We start from the raw sequence: 18,463 nt of genomic DNA on the forward strand, positions 1-18,463 counted from the left end.
GCAGCTCCACACAAGAGAACTACGCTGTGTCCCCGTGAACGCATCGGAAGCCGATCCCGGGCGCGAGCGGCCCACCGCTCGTGCGGGCGGCCCGGCTGCACCGGTCGATCTCGATGAGGCACTGGCCGAGATCGCTCGGCTACGGAGACTCGTCGATTCGCTCAGCGCGTTGGTCGATGCGAGCGCGGACAGCGCCGAGCTCCGGCGCCTCCGGCACGTGCAGGCCATCGCCGACGCGGCACCCGACTCCCTCTACGTCAAGGACTCCGAGGGCCGATACCTGTTCCTCAACGCCGCCGCCATGGAGGTCATCGAGGCCGGTGACCGTCCGGTGTCGGAGATCCTCGGTCGCGATGACAGCGAGTTCCTCACACCGGAGCTGTTCGAGCAGGTGGCCGCCAACGATCGCCGGGTGATCACCGGCGGTGAGCCGCTCGAGATCCGTGAGGAGGGGGAGATCGGGGGGCAGTGGCGCGTCTACCGTTCCCTCAAGGCGCCCTACCGTGATCCCGCCGGCCGGATCACCGGGCTGATCGGCGTCTCCCGCGATGTCACCGAATCCCACCGGTCGGCGCAGGCCCTGGCGCGGGCCGAGGCCCGGTGGCAGGTGGCGGTCGACAGTTCCGGCGACGGCATCTGGGATTGGGATCTGGCGAGCGGATCGGTGTTCTACTCGGCCCGGTGGAAGTCCATGCTCGGCTATGCCGAGGACGAGGTCGGTGACACCGCCCTGGAGTGGGAGAGCCGTGTGCATCCCGACGATCTGCAAGCGGCCCTGATGTCGATGAGCAGGCATATGCGTGGACAGAGCGCGGAGTACTCCTGCGAGCATCGCCTGCGCACTCGTTCGGGCGAGTGGCTCTGGGTCCGCGGCCGCGGGCGGGTGATCGAGCGCGATCCGACCGGCCGGATCCTGCGCATGGTGGGCATCTCCACCGATATCAGCGGTGAGATCGCCGAACGCCGTCGGCTCGAGCGCGAGGCGCTGGCGCTCGAACGCCTCGCCGAGATCGATGATCTGACCGGCATCGCCAACCGCAGGGGCTTCACCCGTGCCCTCAGCGCGGCCTGGCATGCGGCATCGGCATCCGGAGGGCGCGTGCACCTCGCGCTCATCGACATCGACGATTTCAAGACGTACAACGACGCGCACGGACACTCCGCGGGAGACCGGGCACTGCGCCAGTTGGCCTCGGTGGTCGCGCGCGTTCCGGTGGGCGGCTCCGATGCCGCCGCCCGGTACGGCGGCGACGAACTCGCGCTGATCATGACCGGTGACATCGACTTCGCGGCCGTCCTCGAAGAGATGCGGCGCGAGGTGCTTGCGCTCGGCCTCGTCCACGACGGTGCGCGCCGCGTGTCGGTGAGCTGTGGCGGCGCGTCCGGAAAGGCCGAGGAGACCACTCCGGGACTGTTGCTGCGCGAAGCGGACCAGCGCCTCTACCGGGCGAAGGCAGGCGGGCGAGACCGGGTGGTCGCAGGGTAGGTCACCTCGCGTTCACCGATCGTCCGCCTGTTCGCCCAGGGAAATGCGTCTAAATCAGCGTGCGGAACCGTCGTCGGCGTGGTGCACTACTTACGGCGACTCCGCCGGGTGCGGCGGGGCCGTAGCAGACGTGAGGAGAGTCGATGAAGCGGTCGCACGGCGCGGGTACCTCCGCGACGAGAGCGCTTGCCGACGACTCCCGGACCGACCGTAGCGCGTGGGGCAAGCGCCGGGTACTCCTGCTCAACGCCACGTACGAACCGCTCACCGCGGTATCGATGCGCAGGGCAATAGTCCTGATGCTCAGGGATAGGGCCGATGTGGTCCACGACGATCCGAACGGTCCGCTGGTGCATTCAGCGGACCGTTCCTTGTCTGTGCCCTCGGTGATCCGGCTGCGCACGTACGTCCGCGTCCCGTACCGCGCGCAGGTGCCGATGACCCGGGCAGCATTGATGCACCGCGACCGGTTCCGCTGTGGCTACTGCGGCGGCAAGGCCGACACCATCGATCACGTGCAACCGCGATCCCGCGGCGGAGGCCACAGTTGGGAGAACTGCGTCGCGTGCTGCGCATCGTGCAATCACCGCAAAGCGGACCGGCTGCTGTCCGAACTGGGGTGGACGCTGCGCACCGAGCCGCGGCCCCCGCAGGGGCGGCACTGGCGGCTGCTCTCGACCCTCAAGGAGGTCGACCCGATGTGGAGTCGGTATCTCGACCTCGATGCGGCATAGGCTAAGTTGTTCCAAGACCGACCAGCGCCGTCGGGCGTCCGACAGAGAAGGAAAGGGGCCCACAGTGAGCTTGCTCAACATCGTCGGCGGGATCACGGTGATCGCCACGATCATCGTCGTCGTCCTGTGTGTCATCTCGATGGCCACCGGCCGTAACGAGAAGTACCAGCAGCCCGGCGAGTACAAGCTCGGTGAGCCGTGGACCCGCGAGCCCCTGCTGTTCAGTGCGGTCGACGAAGCCCCGGTCGCCCCGCACGGGGCGCATCACGGCGACGATGCGAACGAGAACCTGATCGGAGGTGCCGCAAGTGGCAAGTGGTGATCACGGAAACAGCGTCGCCGTCCCGTCGGGAGACCTGCCCATCGGCACGGTCATCACGTCGAGCGGCCGGATCTCCGCCGCCCGCCAGGCCGGCGACAGCCCCGTCAACCCGCCGTTCACCCGCGAGGAGCTGATCGGCCTCGACGAGGCCCTGATCCGCGCTACTCGCGATGCGAAGGCCCGGTTCTCGGTCTACATCGGAGACCTCGGTGATGACGTGTACGCCGGCGCCGAGGCGGTCCTGCGGCAGGCGCCCGAACCCGAGTACGGAGCGCTCATCGCGGTCTCACCGAACAGCAACGACATCGTGGTCGTCACCGGCCGCGAGGTGGCCGACCGCCTCGGCGACAAGGTCGCCCAGCTCGGTGTGACCGCCGCGATCCCGCCGTTCCAGAAGGGCGATCTGATCGACGGCCTGATCGCCGCCCTGCGCGTGATGGCGTCGGCGGTGAAGCCTCCGACGGCCTGATCCACAATCGCAGACGAGAGCCCCGGACCGTGAGGTCCGGGGCTCTCGTCGTCGGGTCGGGTCAGGTGTCGCCGGGGAAGGTGCCGTCCACGTAGAGCCACCGGCCGCCCTCCCGGACGAATCGGGAGCGCTCGTGCAGGACGCCGAATTCGCCGTCGTCGACGTAGGTGGCACGGAACTCGACGACACCGGCATCGTCGTTCGGGCCGCCCGCGACGGTGTCCACGATCTGTAGGCCGCGCCAGGTGAGGGCGTCGTCGATCGTCAGGGTCGCGGGCCGCGTGTCGGGGTGCCAGGTGGCCAGTAGCCAGGCGGCGTCGCCGCGACGGAAGGCGTCGAAGCGTGAGCGCATGAGCGCTTCGGCGGTCTCCGGGAACGGGTCGGTCACGGCGGGAGCCTACCGCGGTGTCGCCACCGTCACCTTGTGGTGCCGGGTGCGAGCGTGATGTGATTCCAGGCGACGCTTGAAACTTCAATGAATGGTGGTCGCATGTCCTACAGTTCCTGTGCACGCCGCGCCGTCCTCGCCGCGTTCCTCGCCTTCGCCGCGGTGTTCACCGTGTCCGCCCCGGCGCTCGCCGCTCCGGCCCCGTCGACCCCGAAACAGGTGGTCACCGCCTTCTACACTGAGGGCTTCGTGAACAAGGATCTCGCCGGCGCCGCGCACCGCTACATCGGTGACACCTACATCCAGCACAATCCCGAGGTCGCCGATGGTCGCGAGGCCTTCATCGCGGTACTCGGCCCCGTCGTGGCCGACCCCAAGTACGCGACGAGCATCGTGCGCATCGTGGCCGAGGGCGACATCGTGGTCGTCTACGCCAAGTCCGTCTACGACGGTAAGGCCCAGGCCGTCGCCGACATCTTCCGCGTCGCGAACGGCAAGATCGTCGAGCATTGGGACGTGATCCAGGACGATCCCGGCAAGACCGTCAGTGGACACCCGTTTATCAGCTGACCGAGCCGGACGCCGCGGGCCCCGGGGAACCGTTCCCCGGGGCCCGCGGAGGTTCGAGATCAGCTCGCGTCGAAGGCGCGCGCCCGCAGCGACCGGACGATGCCGTCGCGTCCCTCCAGCACGAGCCGTCGCAGTGCGGCCGGGTGCTCGCCCGCCAGCCAGGAGTCGGCGGCGGCCACCGCATTCTCGGAGACGTCCCACGTGGGGTAGAGGCCGATCACCACGGTCTGCGCGACCTCCGACGATCGGCGGCTCCACACCTCGTCGATCGAGGCGAAGTAGCGCGCTGTGAACGGCGCCAGGAGCTGACCCTGGCCCGGCCCTGCGATACCCGCGGCGATCGCCCTGGTCATGGTGTTGGAAATCGAGTCATCACCGAACACCTTCTCCCAGGCCTCCTCCTTCACCCGGATATCGGGCCGCGCGGCCAGTGCCGTCGCCGCGGCCCGCTCGCCCGCGGCGGTCGGATCGCGGAGCACCTCGGCCTCGATCTCGTCGGCCGACAGCGCGCCCGAACGCGCCAGCGCGTTCACCACGCGCCACCGTAGATCGGTATCCACGGTGAGGCCGGCGAGGCCCACCGACGCGGGATCAGCACCGTCGAACAGCGCCCGGAACACCTGCACCTGGTCGGCACCGAGCGCCGATGTGGCGAGGGCGTTGACGAAGGCGAGCTGGAAGTCCGAGCCCGACTCCGCTGCACGAGCCAACTGCAGCAGCCCCGTAGCCAGCCGGTCCCGACCCTCGGCGGCGGCCCACCCCGGATCGGCGTACGACTCGACCGCGGTCTGCGCCTGCAGGATCACCCGCTGCACCACACCCACCTCGGTCTCGGCGCCGATGCCGCCCAGCACCAGCGTCACGAAGTCGCGGGCCCTCATCTTCGCGTGACGGGTCATCTCCCACGTCGCGGACCACACGAGGGTGCGGGGAAGTGAATCGGCGATATCGGCAACTCGGGTCGTGGCTACATCCAGCGATGCCGGGTCGAGCCGGACGGAGGCGTAGGTGAGGTCGTCGTCGTTGACCAGGATCAGCTTGCCGCGGTGCACCCCTTCGAGCTGCGGAATGTCCGTGCGCTCGCCGTCGATGTCCACCTCCACCTGGTGCACACGCACCAACTTGCCGTCCGCATCGTCGTCGTAGATGCCGATGCGGAGTCGGTGTACACGAGTCTCGCCGGCACCAGGCGCCGCCCCCAACTGCTGCACGGCGAACCGGGTGAAGCGGCCCTCGCCGTCCAGCGCGAACGCCGGGGCGAGTTCGTTGATTCCTGTGGTCTTGAGCCACTGGGCGCCCCAGTCCGAGAGGTCGCGGCCGGACGAGGCTTCCAGGGCCCGCAGCAGATCGTCGAACGTGGCGTTGCCGAACTTGTGCTCCGCGAAGTAGGAGCGCAGCCCGGCGAGGAAGGAATCCAGGCCCACGTAGGCGACGAGTTGCTTGAGGACCGACGCACCCTTGGCGTAGGTGATGCCGTCGAAGTTGACCTCGACCGCCTGCAGGTCCGGGATGTCGGCCGCCACCGGGTGCGTCGAGGGCAACTGGTCCTGACGGTACGCCCAGGACTTCTCGACGTTCGCGAACGTGGTCCACGCCGAGGTGTACTCGGTGGCCTCCGCCTGGCTGAGCACCGAGGCGAAGGTCGCGAAGGACTCGTTGAGCCACAGGTCGTCCCACCAGCGCATGGTGACCAGGTCGCCGAACCACATGTGCGCCATCTCGTGCAGCACCGTCTCGCAGCGGCGCTCGTACAGGTAGCGGGTGACCTTCGACCGGAACACGTAGTCCTCGAGGAAGGTCACCGCGCCGGCGTTCTCCATCGCGCCTGCGTTGAACTCCGGCACGAACAACTGGTCGTACTTGCCGAAGGCGTAGGGGATGCCGAAGTTCTTGTGGTAGAAGCCGAATCCCTGCTTGGTCTCGGTGAACAACCGCTGCGCGTCCATGTGGTCGGCCAGGCTCGCGCGGCAGAACAGGCGCAGGTCGATGGTGCCGTGCTCGTCGGTGTACGCGTCGGTCCACACCGCGTAGGGCCCGGCGATCAGCGCGACCAGATAGGTCGACATCGGCTCGGTGGTGACGAACGTCCAGCGCTGCGCTCCCGTTCCGAGTGCCTCAGTCGACTTCTCGGCCCCGTTGCTGACCACCGTCCACGACGACGGTGCCGTGACGGTCACGTCGTACACGGCCTTGAGGTCGGGCTGGTCGAAACACGCGAACATCCGCTTGGCGTCCGCGGTCTCGAACTGCGAGTACAGGTACACCGCGTCGTCGGTCGGGTCGGTGAACCGATGCAGCCCCTCGCCGGTGTTGGAGTAGTGGAACCGGCCGGAGACCACCAGCTCGTTCCGTTCCGCGAGCCCGGTCAGGCGCAGGCCCTGTTCCTCGGTGTACCCCGTCACGTCGACGGGCGAACCGTTGAGCGTGGCCGTCACGTCGGAGGCGATCAGGTCGAGGAAGGTCTCGGCGCCCGGAGTCGCGGTGAACTCGATCGTCGTGGTGGAGCCGAAGGTGCCGACGCCGGGAGCGTCGCTCCCATCGGTGAGGTCGAGGTCGATGGCGTAGCGCGCCACGCTCACGATGCTCGCGCGCTCGGCGGCCTGGACCTGGGTGAGATTGGGGGCGGACAAGGGCGACGCTCCTTCATGCTCGGTTCTGCGGGTGACTTCGGCTCGGCTCCACAATGCCACCTCGGATCGAGCCACGCGTGCGCGGGAAGGGGTTCGGTCTTCGGTGCGTTGAGGTAGTGGTCGAGGTATCAACGAATCCATCCACGCTAGGAGAAGCAGTGACTGAAACCGCCCCCTCGAAGGATCGCGTCGACTTCTGGTTCGACCCGCTGTGCCCGTGGTGTTGGATCACCTCGCGGTGGATCCTGGAGGTCGAGCAGGTGCGCGACATCGATGTGAACTTCCACGTCATGAGCCTCGCCGTGCTCAACGAGGGCAAGGACGACCTGCCCGAGATCTATCGGGAGCTGATGAAGACCGCGTGGGGCCCGGTGCGGGTTCTCATCGCCGCCGCTCAGCTCCATGGGGATCAGGTGCTCGCGCCGCTGTACACCGCCCTCGGCACCCGCATTCACAACCGCGGCGAACAGGACCACGCGGCGATCATCGCGGAATCGCTTGCCGAGGCCGGACTGGAAGCCGATCTGGCCGACGCCGCAACGAGCACGGACTACGACGAAGCGCTGCGCGCGAGCCACCACGCGGGCATGGACAAGGTGGGACCGGACGTGGGTACGCCCACCATCCACGTCAACGGCGTCGCCTTCTTCGGCCCCGTGCTCTCGCGCATCCCGCGCGGGGAGGACGCCGGGAAGGTCTGGGACGGAACGGTGTTGCTCGCGAGCTACCCGCACTTCTTCGAGCTCAAGCGGACCCGGCACGAGGATCCCGAGTTCGACTGAACGTGACGAGACCCCCGGCGCGGGCCGGGGGTCTCGGATGTTCGGGCTAGGAAGCGGGCGGTGCCGGGGGAGCGGGCGGGGTCTGCTCCGGCGGCTGCGGCGGGATCGGGCCCTGCGCGGGCGGCAGCGTGTTCTGCTCCTGCCCGGGCGCGGGTGCCAACACCTCCTGGGAGCTGAACGTCGGGACGGGGCCCGAGGGGACCACGGCGCCGCCGCCGACACCGCGCACGGTCTGGCCCGGGGCGAAGAAGAGCGAGCCCGCCTTGGTGCGGTTGCGCAGCGCCGCAGCGCGCCAGGTGAGCACCGGATGCGATGCCGTGAGGTTCACGACCCAGGTGAAGAAGCCGCGGTCGGTGGTCGCCCGGTCGGCGAGTTGGTCGAAGTCGACCTCCTTGCCCAGGTACTTGCCGGCGCCCAGCAGGCCCATGCCGCCCGGCACACCGGACGGCCGGTTGAAGTAGCCGTAGTTGTCGGCGGTGTACTCCTGCGAGCGGGACAGAGCCGATCCGATCACCGGGAGATAGCTCATGGCGAACGAGCCGATCTGCCGCCAGTACGAGACATGGCCGGCGGCGATGTGCCCCACCTCGTGGCCGATGATGTACGCCAGCGCGTCGGGATCGCGGGCCTCGCCACCCACCTCGAACAGATCGCTGTAGACCACCACGAACCGGCGGAAGCCGTGCCCTGAGGCGAAAGCGTTGATCTGGCCGTTGCCCAGCACGACGAAGGCGTCCGGGACCTCGCGCAGGCCGTACCGGGCGGCGGCGTCGCGCACCATCTGATAGCCCTCGGGGAATTGCGTGGGCGTCATCTGAATGCCCTGCACACGCGGGGTGGCCCACATCGAACCACGGGCGAACCAGAGGATCACGGGCAGGACCAGGACCACGAGCAGGTACGAGTTCAGCGTGCCGACGAAGGCGAACAGGATCGCGCCCACATAGATCACCGCGGTGGTCAGGATCACCAGGATCAGCAGCGGGATCTCGCCGGGGTGCCGGCGCGGGGCGTCCGCGTACCGGGGCGGCTGATAGACCGGCGCCACGGGCCCACCCGGATACTGCGGCGGTACGCCGACCTGCGGTTGCGTGCCGGTCACCGCAGGATCGTGCGCACCGAGATGAGGGAGCCCGTGCTGGCCGATGCTGCGATGTTGTTCAGTCGGGAAATCGGCTGCCGGGAACGCCGACGTCGGGGCCTCCGAATCGGATCCACCGAGGTCACTCGGTTGGACGACCGGGAATGCGCCGGTGGCAGGCACGCCCGATCCGTCTGATCCGAAGGCGGAGCCGGCGCTGCGGGCGGACTCGGTGGGGGCGGAACCGTCGTCCGGTTTCCCGCCGGGGGTCTGCTCGGTGCTGTCATGCATGCCATCGAATCTAGGCTGTGCCGCCGTCGGACGCGAAGGCGACGCGTGCAAAACTTGTCATCATGCGCGTTTACCTCGGCGGCGACCACGCCGGATTCGAACTCAAGTCCCAGATCGCTCGGCACCTCACCGCCGCCGGCCATGAGGTCGTCGACTGCGGTGCGCACACCTACGACGCTCTCGATGACTATCCGGCGTTCTGCATCGACGCCGCCAAGCGCGTCGTCGCCGATCCCGGCAGCCTCGGCATCGTGCTGGGCGGCAGCGGTAACGGCGAGCAGATCGCCGCGAACAAGGTGCCCGGCGCTCGCTGCGCGCTCGCCTGGAGCGTGGAGACCGCCCAGCTCGCGCGCCAGCACAACAATGCGCAGCTGATCGGCCTGGGCGGCCGCATGCACACCGTCGACGAGGCCCTGGCCATCGTCGACGCCTTCCTCGCCACCCCGTGGTCCGATGAGGAGCGCCACCAGCGGCGTATCGACATCCTCGCCGAGTACGAGCGCACTGGCGTCGCACCGGCCGTGCCCGGCGCTCCCGAGGCCTAGTAGCCCGTGCCCGAGGGGCACACACTCCATCGGCTCGCCCTCGATCACGATCGACGCTTCGGGGGCGAGACGGTGCGTGTCGCCAGCCCGCAGGGGCGGTTCGCCGCCGAAGCGAAGCGGCTCGACGGCCGCGAGTTCCTCGGTGCGGATGCCTGGGGCAAACACCTCTGGCACCGGTACGACGGTGGCCTCACCGTGCACGTGCACCTCGGGCTGTACGGCTCGTTCGCCGATTTCGAGCTGCTCGACGGTGCTCCGCCGGCGCCGGTCGGGCAGGTGCGCATGCGCATCGTCGGACCGCGCGACGGCACTGATCTGCGCGGCCCCACCGCCTGCCATCTGGTCTCCGAGGAGCAGATCGACGAGGTACTGGCCCGGCTCGGGCCCGATCCGTTGCGCGCCGACGCAGATCCGGACCCGGCGTGGCGGCGGATCAGTCGCTCCCGCAGGCCGATCGGCGCATTACTGATGGACCAGAAGGTGGTAGCAGGCGTCGGCAACGTCTACCGCGCCGAAGTGCTCTACCGTGCCGGCCTGGATCCGCACCGCGAGGGCAGAGCCCTCGGTCGTGAGGACTTCGACGGCATCTGGGCCGACCTCGTCGCCTTGATGCCGATCGGCGTCGAGCGGGGCCGTATGCACGTGGTGCGCGCCGAAGACGACCACGGCGCCCCGTCGTACGCGCCGGACCGGCCCCGTACCTACGTGTACCGCCGCGCGGGCGAGCCCTGCCGCGTGTGTCGCACGCCGGTCCGGACCGAGGTCATGGAGGCTCGAAACCTGTACTGGTGCCCCACCTGCCAGACCTGATCTGTGTCGCCGGCAGGGGTTTGACCTGCACTGTTAGCTCAGACACATCACGGATTCCTTAACGCTCCCTTCAGGCGGCGTTCAGGTCGGGGGACCAGAGTTCAGTAGATGAACGCGGTCACCGTCAGCAGCAAGGAGGCCCGGCGACTGGGTACCCCCGGCCGGGCCGCGATCACCGTTCTCGCCGTGGGCGGAACGGGGGAGTCGTGGGTCGACGACACCCGCACCGAGGTCACCGGCATGCTCAGCCATGTTGTCGCCGAACTGGACGAGCGTTTCACCGCCCGCTGGATCGGCTACCCGGCGTCGTACGGACCGGTTCCCGCCCGCGACGGCGTGTCCTTCGCCGAGTCGGTCGACATCGGCGTGGAGCGCCTGATCGCCGCCCTCACCGAGACCGAGGGCCTGGTGGCTCTCATCGGGTACTCCCAGGGGTGCACCGTGGTGCGCCGTGTGCTCGGTGCCATCGCGCGGGGCGAGCTGTACGCGCCCGCGGTGATCGCCGCTGGGCTGGTGTCCGACCCCGAGCGTCCCCGCGGCAGTGACCCCGCACTCGCCGGTTCCGGTGTCGCGGGTGACGGCCCGCCGATCGTCGAGGGCTTTCCGGTCCATTGGATCTCGCACCCGCACGACGTGATCTGCAATGCGAGCATCGATTCCTTCGTCCGCGATATCGCCGACGCCACCGCGCTGCTGACCCTGCGCGATTTGGCCGCGTGGGCGCCGCGTGCGGTGGGTGGCTACCTCGGCGACCGCTTCCAGAACGCCACCCGCACCGCATTCGGATCACGGCAGTGGCGGCGTGATGTGGTGCGGTTGCGTACCGCCGGTCGCGAGATCCTCGGCTACCTGCCGCGGATCAATGTGCGAGGTCGTGACTACAACCTGCGCGGCAGTCGACACGTCGCGTATGCGACCGAGCCACTCGCGCGGCTGCGGCACGAGGACTACGAGCTCACCGGCTGCCAGTTGCTCGCACAGTGGCTGCAGGTTCAGGCCACGTTCGCCACCCGGGCACCGGCAGGCGGTGCCGGGGAGGCCGCTGGTCTATTGTCGGGGAAGTACCCAGAAGCAGGCTGACCCGGAGGTAGAAGCTCGTGGCACGTGACACCGAGAGCATCGAGCGCGATATCGAGCGCGCCCGTGAGCAGTTGGCGGCGACGCTGGACCAGCTGGGCGAGCGGGCGGACCCCAAGAAGCTCGCGGCGCAGGCGCAGCAGTCGGTGGTCTCGACGCTGACCAAGCCGCCGGTGCTCGCCGCAGCCGCCGGCGTGGCCCTGCTGGCCGCGCTGGCCGTGGGGTCGCGGTTCAAGCGCGCCCGCCGCGAGAAGAAGATCATCCGTGCGCTGGCCGACGGGAAGATCTCGATCTGACCGGCTCCCACCGGGTCCGGCCCGGTAGTACGACGATCAAGGGCGGCGCCGCACTCGGCGCCGCCCTTCTCGTGTCCGTGCTCGCCGGCTGCAGCGAACCGACACCCGCGCCCACGCGGCTGCCCGACGGCTACCCGGTGGCCCAGGTGCCCGTGGTCGGTGAACTGCGCAAAACGGAGACCATCGAGGTGGGGCACCCGATGTGGCGCATCACCGTGGTGGGCGACGACACGATCGCCGGCTCCCGGGCCCTGCTCGGCGCCGGGCTGGTCCCGGTGGCGCCGAACGTTCCGCTCGACGCAGGTGCGGTGGGTGCCGTCTACCGTGGCCACGGATTCACCGTTGCGATCTCGTCCAACTCCGGTGCCGTGACCTACGTGGTCAGCCCCACCCCGGGAGTGTGAGCCCCGTCGCCTCCCGGTGTACGGCGCTACTGTTGGAGGTATGGAGATTCCGAAGGCGCTGATCGCACCGGCCCGACTGGGCCTGGCCGCCGCAGGTTTGGGGCTCGCCGCGGCTGAGCAGACCGCGTCGATGGCACGCGATGTGGTGGGTATGGCCGCGGAGAAGCTCGACCCCGACGCTCCCGCCGATACCCGGCACGAGAACATCGTGACCGCCGTGCAGCGGGTGCCGTTCATCGTGCACCGCGTCTCGGACCTGCTCAGCGCGGGTAGCGCGATCGACCGCCTGATCGGCGAGGGCGGCGCGGGCGACCGGGTGGCCGACCTGTTCGAGGAGGACGGGCCGGTCGATCGGGTGATCAAGCCGGGCGGGCCGCTCGACCGGGCCACCCGCGAGGGCGGCATCGTCGAGACCCTCACCGCCGAGGAGGGGGTGGTGCAACGGCTGGCCGAGATGACCGATGCGCTGAACCGGCTCACCCCGACGATCGCGGCGATGAATCAGCGGATCGTCGATATCGAGGGCGTGGTCGGTGCCGCCAACACCGTTGCCGAGCCGGTCGGCGACCTGCTCTCCAGCCTGCCGAAGTTCGCGCTGCGCACGGCGAGCGAAGTGGCCCGGGCGGCGGGTCAGCCGCCGCGGCGCCCTCGCCCCTCGCCGATCGTCGATGCCGGGCTCACGGAGATCGCCGATGTCGAGATCACCGAGATCGGCGACGCCGAGGGCCGCTGAGCCGCTAGGTGTACGACTTCGCGCAGATCGTGTACACGGGTGCGTTGAAGGTGTAGTTCACGTCCCAGTCGCCGGTGCACCGGTTGGGATCCTTGAACCCGGGCACCACCGATACCACGGAGATGGTGCCGGGCGCGCCGCACCGGGGAGCCGCCTTGATCCAGGTGCCCGGCACCGGGGTCGTGTAGCAGTAGTTCACGTTCAGGTTCGGCGTGAGGCAGTACGAGCGGCCCTTCGAGATCGAAGTCTGGTCGTCCTTGCACTGCTCGCCCGCCGGCATCACCTGCGTCACCTTGTACGGTGATCCGCCGTCGTCGCAGTTGCCCACCTTCGGTGCCTCGGGAACGTCGTAGAGGCAGTCGTTGGCGCGGAACAACTCCGCGGTCTGTCCCGAGGACGGACTCGCGGTGGTGCCCGCGCCGTCGCCGCTCTGCGCATCGTTGAGCAAGGCGGCGACCACGATCGCCGCGACGAGCGCGACTACGGCGGCCGCCGCGACCAACCCGACGATGAGGTTCCGGTTCGACTTCGGCTTCTGCGGAGGTGGCGGTGCGGCCCCCGGTACGGCACCGGGAGCGGCGGGACCGCGAGGCGGCGTGGGCAATGGAATCGCCTGCGAGTACGCCTGATCCGTCCGGTAGTTCGGATCGTCGTGGTTGCCCGGTCCGGTCATGCCCCCGCCTTCTGCTCGGCGGCCTTCTTCGCCGCGGCCTTCATCTCCTTCTTGTGCGTGCGCACCTTCTGTAGCGAATCGCCGTCCACCACATCGGCTACCGACCGGTACCCGGCCTTGCCGTAGTCGCCGACCGCGGTCGACCAGCCACGCGGCTTGACGCCGAGCTGTTTGCCGACGAGCGCGGCGAAGATCTTCGCCTTCTGCGCGCCGAACCCCGGCAGCGCTTCGATCCGCTTCACCAGATCGGCGCCGGTCGTGGCCTCGGTCCAGATGCGTTCGGCGTCGCCGTCGTACTCGTCGACGACGATTCGTGCCAACGCCTGGAGCCGGGCCGCCATCGCCTTGCCGTAGCGGTGGACGGCCGGCGGCGTGGTGCACAGTTCCTCGAACCGGGCGGGATCCGCCGCGGCGATATCGTGCGGATCGATGCTGCCGAAGCGGTCCAGCACCTTCCACGGTCCGGCGAAGGCGCGCTCCATCGGGAACTGCTGATCCAGCAGCATCCCCGCGAGCAGCGCGAACGGGTACTCGGAGAGCACGGCGTCCGACTCGGGTTCCCCCGTGATGTGCAAGGTGACGGCCATGCCGGTGAGTTTACCGAGCCGCGCCTTCCCGTACGCGGACCAACGCGGCGGATAGGCTGCATCCATACCGGGACGCATGACGAGGAATCGAGGAGAAGCGAAATGTCGAACATCGACTACGAGGTGCGCGACGAGGTCGCCTATGTGCGACTGAACCGCCCCGAGAAGCACAACGGCCTCACCCTGGACATGATCGACGACCTGGCGAAGGCCGCCGATCGCGCGAAGAACGACCGCTCGCTGCGCGCCGTCGTGATCAGCGGCGAGGGCAGCTCGTTCAGCTCCGGCCTCGATTTCGCCTCGGCGGGCAAGGAACAGCGCCGGCTGTTCATGAACTTCGTGCCCAAGCGCATCTCAGCGGCCAACAACTTCCAGGCCGCGGGTTGGGCGTGGCGCAGCGTACCGGCGCCGGTGATCGCCGTGGTGCACGGACACTGCTACGGCGGCGGCCTGCAGATCGCGCTGGGTGCCGACTTCCGGTTCTCGTCCACCGAGGCCGACTTCTCGATCCTCGAGGCGAAGTGGGGGCTCATCCCGGACATGTCGCTGTCGGCGTCGATCGCGCAGCTCACCACGATCGATCTGGCCAAGCGACTCACCATGACCGGCGAGATGTTCACCGCGAAGCAGGCGCTCGAATGGGGCCTGGTGACCGGTGTCTCGGCCGATCCGATGAAGGACGCGCTCGCACTGGTCGACAAGCTCAAGGAGCGCTCACCCGATGCGGTCGCGGCGTCGAAGGCGCTATTCGAGAACACCTGGTACAGCGGGTCGCGGCTGTCCTTCCCGGTCGAGCAGGCACTGCAACTGGGCCTGCTCCGCGGAAAGAACCGCGCGATCGCCCGGAATGCGGCGATCGCCAAGGAGAAGCCGAACTTCGTCGAGCGCTCCTGATCTCAGGCTCGCGGCGCAACCACGCCGTTGTCGAACGCCCACACGATGGCCTCGGCGCGGTTGCGGACGCCGAGCTTGGTGAAGATCGATCCGATGTGACTCTTGACGGTCACGATCGAGATCACGAGCTCCGCGGCGATGTCGTCGTTCGACAGGCCCCGGCCGACCAGTCCCAGTACGTCGACCTCGCGTGCGGTCAGCGGGTCCACAGCCCCTGCCCGGGTGGTCGCGGGTTGGCGCGCGGCCCGGTACGTCTGCAAGACCCGCCCTGTGACCGCGGGGTCGAGCACGGCCTCGCCCGCGGCTACCAGTCGCACCGCGCGAATCAACTCTTCGGCCGGGGAGTCCTTGAGTACGAACCCCGCCACTCCAGCCCGGAGTGCGGCGGAGAGCAGGTCATCGTCGCGGAACGTGGTGAGCACCAGCACAGGCGGCGCATCGGTCCGTTCGCCGAGCCGCCGGGTGGCCTCCATGCCGCTGACCCGTTTCATCCGTAGGTCCATCAGAACCACGTCGGGCCGGCTTTCGGCGACCGCGGCGGGTACCTCGTCGCCGTCCGCGCACTCGCCGACCACCTCGAATCCGTCTCGGCGGCGCAGGATTCGGCGCAAGCCCACCCGCACTAAGTCCTGATCGTCCACGAGCAGCAGGCGGATCGGTTCGTCGGTCATCGAGCCTCCTCGGTGGGGAAGATCGCACTCACCAGCCACGTCTCCCCGGCCGGGCCGGCATCCAGCGTGCCACCCGCGCTCTCGACGCGTGCCCGCATCCCCTCCAATCCCGAGCCGCCCGGAGAGCGTCGGGCCCCGGCCGGGACCGGACAGCTGACCCGCACCGCGAGGCTCTGCGGAATGTCTGGGGCGACGGTGACGTCGACCCGTGCGCCCGGTGCGTGTTTGACCGCGTTGGCGAGCGACTCCTGCACCACGCGGAACGCGGCCAGCCCTCCGCTACCTGCCAACTCGGGTGTCGGGGAGTGGAAGTCGAGATCCACCGTGAGCCCGGCCCGTTCGAACGACGCGACCAGTTCGGGGATGTCCGCGAGTCCGGGCTGGGCGGCATCGGGACCCGCGGTGCGGAGCAGTTCGATGGTGCGCCGGATGTCGTTCATGGCGGCGCGGCCCTGCGTCTCCGCGTCCCTGAGTGCCTCGACCGCTTCAGCGCGGTCATCGTCGGCCGCGAGGGCCCGGCGCGCGGCGGTCACGTTGAGCAGCACCACGGCGAGCGAGTGCGCGACCACGTCGTGTACCTCGCCGGCGATCGTGGCCCGGTCCAACGAGATCCGCGCCGCCTGGGCCTCCCGCTCGGCCCGCAGGAGCAGTAGTTGGTTCTGTAGGAGTCGGCCCACCGCGGCTCCGAATGCCACGGTGAATCCGATCAGCCATGCCTGGTGGATCCACCCGAGGAGCCCGGCCGCCAAGATCAGGGCTTCGAAGGCCACCAGGTGCAGCGCGGTCGCCCGGGGTGGAGTCACCGCCGCAGCCTGGGTCATTCCGAGCACCACGAGGAGCGGGACCACGTCGTACGGCGTGTACACCGTCCAGAACAGGGCGGCGGTGACGATCGTGACCGCGGTGTGTGCGCTGATCGAGACGGTGCCGCCGCGGAGCGTCGCGGCCGCCATGTGCAGCACGGACACGGTGACGGCGGCGATCAGCCAGAACCATTGCTGGCCCTGCGGCCCGGCGAGGAACCGAGGCACGGCGGCGCCGATGGTGAGCGCGACCATCGCCGATTCGGTGATCACCATGTAATACGGCGGGTACTCGTAGCCGAGTTGGGCCAGCACCCTTCGGTACCGCGCCTCCAGCCATCGCAGCCCGCGCATGCGATGCATCGTAGCGCCGGGCGAGCGCCCCGTCGTCCGCCTTGGGGTGGAATCGGTTCCCCGCCCCGGGGCGGACGCGGGTTCCGCCCTGGGCACGCTGACCTGCGCTGATCGCAGCAATACGCTCGAATGTGACCGCGGACACAGCACGCGGTATCGGAAGGGAGTCCGAGATGTTCACTGTTGTCGTCATCGCCGCCTTCGTTCTCGTCCTCGCGTGGCTCACCCACGACAGCGACGGCCTGGACTATCGCTCGCGCGAGCTGCACCGCGCACAGGACGACCGCGACACGGGCCCGGCCGGCGCGTGCGGCCTCCTCTCCTGATCAGTCCGTGCGCCCTCGTGGGCGCAGCGGCGCCCGCACAATCGACGGAGGAGGCTCACCGATGACAACCACGATCAGCCGCACCATGACGCGTTCGCTCGGAATCCCGGAGCCCGCATGGCACCTGCGCTCCGCGGGTGTCCCCAGCGGGATCGCCTCCAGCGGCGTCGCCGACGACGAGGCGGGACCGCTCACGCCCGAGCAGATGTTCGCGCTCGAGTCGCCACCGCGCGTCGGCGGTAACGCCGTCCGCACGTCGGTCAACTTCGTTCTGCGGGAAGGCGACCTGTTGTTCCGCAACGCCCATCGGCTCGGCGAGGTGTTCCGCGCCGACTTCCTCGGTGGTCCGGGACGTGCCGTCTTCGTGTCCAACCCCGCGCACATCGCCTCCGTGATGGCGGTGCCGGACCGCGCACCGTCGGCTACCAGGTTCTCGCCGCTGCGTCCGATCATCGGCCCCGACTCGGTGCTCACCTCGATCGGGGCGCGGCACAAGCAGCAACGCGGGCTACTACTGCCGCAGTTCCACGGTCGCGCGGTGGCGGCGTACCAGCAGCGGATCGACGAGGCCACGGCGATGCGGATCGACGAGTGGCGGCCGGGCGAGACGGTGGCGCTCGCCGACATCGGCCAGGCGATCACGCTCGACGTGATCATGTCCGCCGTCTTCGGCATCGACGCTCCCGGTACCGCCACGCCGGCCGAGACCGCGGTGCGCACATCGATGGTGCGGCTGCTGCGGCTGTCCACGAAGAGTCTGGCCACGGTGGTGCAGTTGCTCAACGCGCGCAGCCCCGAGCCTCGGGGCGTGCTCAAGCTGGTGCTCCGCCCGCTCGACCGGGCGATCTACTCGGTGATCGCCGAACGGCGCCGGGAGGGCGCCGACGGTCCCGACGGTGCCGGGCGCAGCGACATCATGACGGTCCTGATGGCGGCGCGGGGCGACGACGGTGCGCCCCTGTCCGACAGCGAGATCCGGGACGAGTTGCTCACCCTGGTGCTGGCCGGGCACGAGACCACCTCGAACAGTGTGGCGTGGACCTTCGAGCGGCTCACCCGACATCCGCAGGTGTACGCCCGGGCGGTCGAAGCCGCGCGCACCGGCGACGCCCCGTACGTCGAGGCGCTGATCAACGAATCGATGCGTAGCCGCCCGGTGGTTCCGATGGTGGCACGGGAGCTGCTGGAGCCGTGGAGATTCGGTCGTTACGCCGTGGAACCCGGCATCGTCGCCCTGGTGCCCATCCTGCTTCTACACCACCGCGACGATCTGTACCCGCGGCCCTTCGCCTTCGATCCGGACCGATTCCTCGGGGTCCGCCCCTCACCCCAGCGATTGATGCCGTTCGGCGGGGGTAACCGTCGCTGTCTGGGGGCGGGCCTTGCGCTTGCCGAGCTCCGCGTGGTCGTCACGGAGATCCTCAAGCGCACCGATCTCGCCATGACCGAGGCGCCACCGGAGCAACCGAAGCATCGGAACGTGACCATGATCCCGGCGGACGGCGGGCTGGTGCGGGCGACTGCGCGGCGCTGACTC

22 protein-coding genes are annotated in these 18,463 nt (G+C 69.2%); 15 read left to right on the plus strand and 7 right to left on the minus strand.

The window, feature by feature from the left end:
• The first annotated feature begins 34 nt into the window (after positions 1-34).
• From TPAU_RS06990 to TPAU_RS07005, 4 genes are all read left to right on the plus strand, one after another.
• Complete coding sequence (locus TPAU_RS06990; RefSeq protein ID WP_013126058.1) at positions 35-1,486, plus strand: sensor domain-containing diguanylate cyclase; 1,452 nt, start codon at positions 35-37, stop codon at positions 1,484-1,486.
• 143 nt (positions 1,487-1,629) lie between these two features.
• Positions 1,630-2,220 carry an HNH endonuclease gene (locus TPAU_RS06995; RefSeq protein ID WP_013126059.1) on the plus strand — a complete coding sequence of 197 codons (591 nt, stop codon included), beginning with the start codon at positions 1,630-1,632 and terminating at the stop codon, positions 2,218-2,220.
• Positions 2,221-2,284: 64 nt separating this feature from the next.
• Positions 2,285-2,542, plus strand: coding sequence for an aa3-type cytochrome oxidase subunit CtaJ (gene ctaJ, locus TPAU_RS07000; protein ID WP_013126060.1), 258 nt, complete (start codon positions 2,285-2,287; stop codon positions 2,540-2,542).
• Positions 2,529-3,011 (plus strand): DUF5130 domain-containing protein, encoded by a 483-nt coding sequence (locus tag TPAU_RS07005; RefSeq protein WP_013126061.1) that lies wholly within the window; start codon positions 2,529-2,531, stop codon positions 3,009-3,011. The genes ctaJ and TPAU_RS07005 overlap by 14 nt, the downstream gene beginning before the upstream one ends.
• A 61-nt stretch (positions 3,012-3,072) precedes the next feature.
• On the opposite strand, the gene TPAU_RS07010 is transcribed toward TPAU_RS07005, so the two are convergent.
• Positions 3,073-3,399 (minus strand): YchJ family protein, encoded by a 327-nt coding sequence (locus TPAU_RS07010; RefSeq protein WP_013126062.1) that lies wholly within the window; start codon positions 3,397-3,399, stop codon positions 3,073-3,075.
• 102 nt (positions 3,400-3,501) lie between these two features.
• On the opposite strand from TPAU_RS07010, the gene TPAU_RS07015 reads away from it, so the two are divergent.
• A complete protein-coding gene (locus TPAU_RS07015; RefSeq protein ID WP_013126063.1) occupies positions 3,502-3,969 on the plus strand; it encodes a nuclear transport factor 2 family protein in 468 nt (155 codons plus the stop codon).
• Positions 3,970-4,028: 59 nt separating this feature from the next.
• Here the strand turns inward: TPAU_RS07015 and pepN are convergent, their stop codons facing one another.
• The gene (pepN, locus tag TPAU_RS07020; RefSeq protein ID WP_013126064.1) at positions 4,029-6,599 is read right to left on the minus strand and encodes an aminopeptidase N; all 2,571 of its coding nucleotides are present in this window, start codon (positions 6,597-6,599) and stop codon (positions 4,029-4,031) included.
• A 158-nt stretch (positions 6,600-6,757) separates the two neighbouring features.
• Between pepN and TPAU_RS07025 the strand changes: the two genes are divergently transcribed.
• Entirely contained in the window at positions 6,758-7,381 is a 624-nt protein-coding gene (locus tag TPAU_RS07025) for a mycothiol-dependent nitroreductase Rv2466c family protein (protein WP_013126065.1), read from the plus strand.
• 46 nt (positions 7,382-7,427) lie between these two features.
• On the opposite strand, the gene TPAU_RS22300 is transcribed toward TPAU_RS07025, so the two are convergent.
• Positions 7,428-8,483: a M48 family metallopeptidase gene (locus TPAU_RS22300; RefSeq protein ID WP_425358567.1), complete on the minus strand. Its 1,056-nt coding sequence runs from the start codon at positions 8,481-8,483 to the stop codon at positions 7,428-7,430.
• A 332-nt stretch (positions 8,484-8,815) separates the two neighbouring features.
• Here TPAU_RS22300 and TPAU_RS07035 point away from each other — a divergent pair, with 332 nt between their 5' ends.
• The 6 genes from TPAU_RS07035 to TPAU_RS07060 all read left to right on the plus strand — a co-directional run bounded on the left by TPAU_RS07035 (position 8,816) and on the right by TPAU_RS07060 (position 12,618).
• Positions 8,816-9,298, plus strand: coding sequence for a ribose-5-phosphate isomerase (locus tag TPAU_RS07035; RefSeq protein WP_013126067.1), 483 nt, complete (start codon positions 8,816-8,818; stop codon positions 9,296-9,298).
• 6 nt (positions 9,299-9,304) lie between these two features.
• Positions 9,305-10,108, plus strand: coding sequence for an Fpg/Nei family DNA glycosylase (locus TPAU_RS07040; RefSeq protein WP_013126068.1), 804 nt, complete (start codon positions 9,305-9,307; stop codon positions 10,106-10,108).
• A 108-nt stretch (positions 10,109-10,216) separates the two neighbouring features.
• Positions 10,217-11,188, plus strand: coding sequence for a PE-PPE domain-containing protein (locus tag TPAU_RS07045; RefSeq protein ID WP_013126069.1), 972 nt, complete (start codon positions 10,217-10,219; stop codon positions 11,186-11,188).
• A gap of 17 nt (positions 11,189-11,205) precedes the next feature.
• Positions 11,206-11,481 carry a DUF3618 domain-containing protein gene (locus TPAU_RS23700; RefSeq protein WP_013126070.1) on the plus strand — a complete coding sequence of 92 codons (276 nt, stop codon included), beginning with the start codon at positions 11,206-11,208 and terminating at the stop codon, positions 11,479-11,481.
• 71 nt (positions 11,482-11,552) lie between these two features.
• A complete protein-coding gene (locus tag TPAU_RS07055; RefSeq protein WP_013126071.1) occupies positions 11,553-11,885 on the plus strand; it encodes a hypothetical protein in 333 nt (110 codons plus the stop codon).
• Positions 11,886-11,925: 40 nt separating this feature from the next.
• Positions 11,926-12,618, plus strand: coding sequence for a hypothetical protein (locus TPAU_RS07060; protein WP_013126072.1), 693 nt, complete (start codon positions 11,926-11,928; stop codon positions 12,616-12,618).
• A 4-nt stretch (positions 12,619-12,622) separates the two neighbouring features.
• Here the strand turns inward: TPAU_RS07060 and TPAU_RS07065 are convergent, their stop codons facing one another.
• Entirely contained in the window at positions 12,623-13,291 is a 669-nt protein-coding gene (locus tag TPAU_RS07065; RefSeq protein WP_013126073.1) for a hypothetical protein, read from the minus strand.
• Positions 13,288-13,878, minus strand: a complete 591-nt coding sequence (locus TPAU_RS07070) for an HhH-GPD-type base excision DNA repair protein (RefSeq protein ID WP_013126074.1) — start codon at positions 13,876-13,878, stop codon at positions 13,288-13,290. The genes TPAU_RS07065 and TPAU_RS07070 overlap by 4 nt, the downstream gene beginning before the upstream one ends.
• Before the next feature lie 102 nt (positions 13,879-13,980).
• Between TPAU_RS07070 and TPAU_RS07075 the strand changes: the two genes are divergently transcribed.
• On the plus strand, positions 13,981-14,772 hold the full coding sequence (locus TPAU_RS07075) for a crotonase/enoyl-CoA hydratase family protein (protein ID WP_013126075.1): 792 nt from the start codon (positions 13,981-13,983) through the stop codon (positions 14,770-14,772).
• Between the two features lie 2 nt (positions 14,773-14,774).
• Here the strand turns inward: TPAU_RS07075 and TPAU_RS07080 are convergent, their stop codons facing one another.
• Entirely contained in the window at positions 14,775-15,443 is a 669-nt protein-coding gene (locus TPAU_RS07080; protein ID WP_013126076.1) for a response regulator, read from the minus strand.
• Complete coding sequence (locus TPAU_RS07085) at positions 15,440-16,600, minus strand: sensor histidine kinase (RefSeq protein ID WP_013126077.1); 1,161 nt, start codon at positions 16,598-16,600, stop codon at positions 15,440-15,442. Before TPAU_RS07085 ends, TPAU_RS07080 begins: the two co-directional genes overlap by 4 nt.
• 173 nt (positions 16,601-16,773) lie before the next feature.
• On the opposite strand from TPAU_RS07085, the gene TPAU_RS23100 reads away from it, so the two are divergent.
• Together TPAU_RS23100 and TPAU_RS07090 are read left to right on the plus strand one after the other, a co-directional pair.
• On the plus strand, positions 16,774-16,926 hold the full coding sequence (locus TPAU_RS23100) for a hypothetical protein (RefSeq protein WP_013126078.1): 153 nt from the start codon (positions 16,774-16,776) through the stop codon (positions 16,924-16,926).
• A gap of 61 nt (positions 16,927-16,987) precedes the next feature.
• On the plus strand, positions 16,988-18,460 hold the full coding sequence (locus TPAU_RS07090; protein ID WP_013126079.1) for a cytochrome P450: 1,473 nt from the start codon (positions 16,988-16,990) through the stop codon (positions 18,458-18,460).
• Positions 18,461-18,463 lie beyond the last annotated feature (3 nt).

This window comes from Tsukamurella paurometabola DSM 20162 (assembly GCF_000092225.1).
Classification (GTDB): Bacteria; Actinomycetota; Actinomycetes; order Mycobacteriales; family Mycobacteriaceae; genus Tsukamurella; species Tsukamurella paurometabola.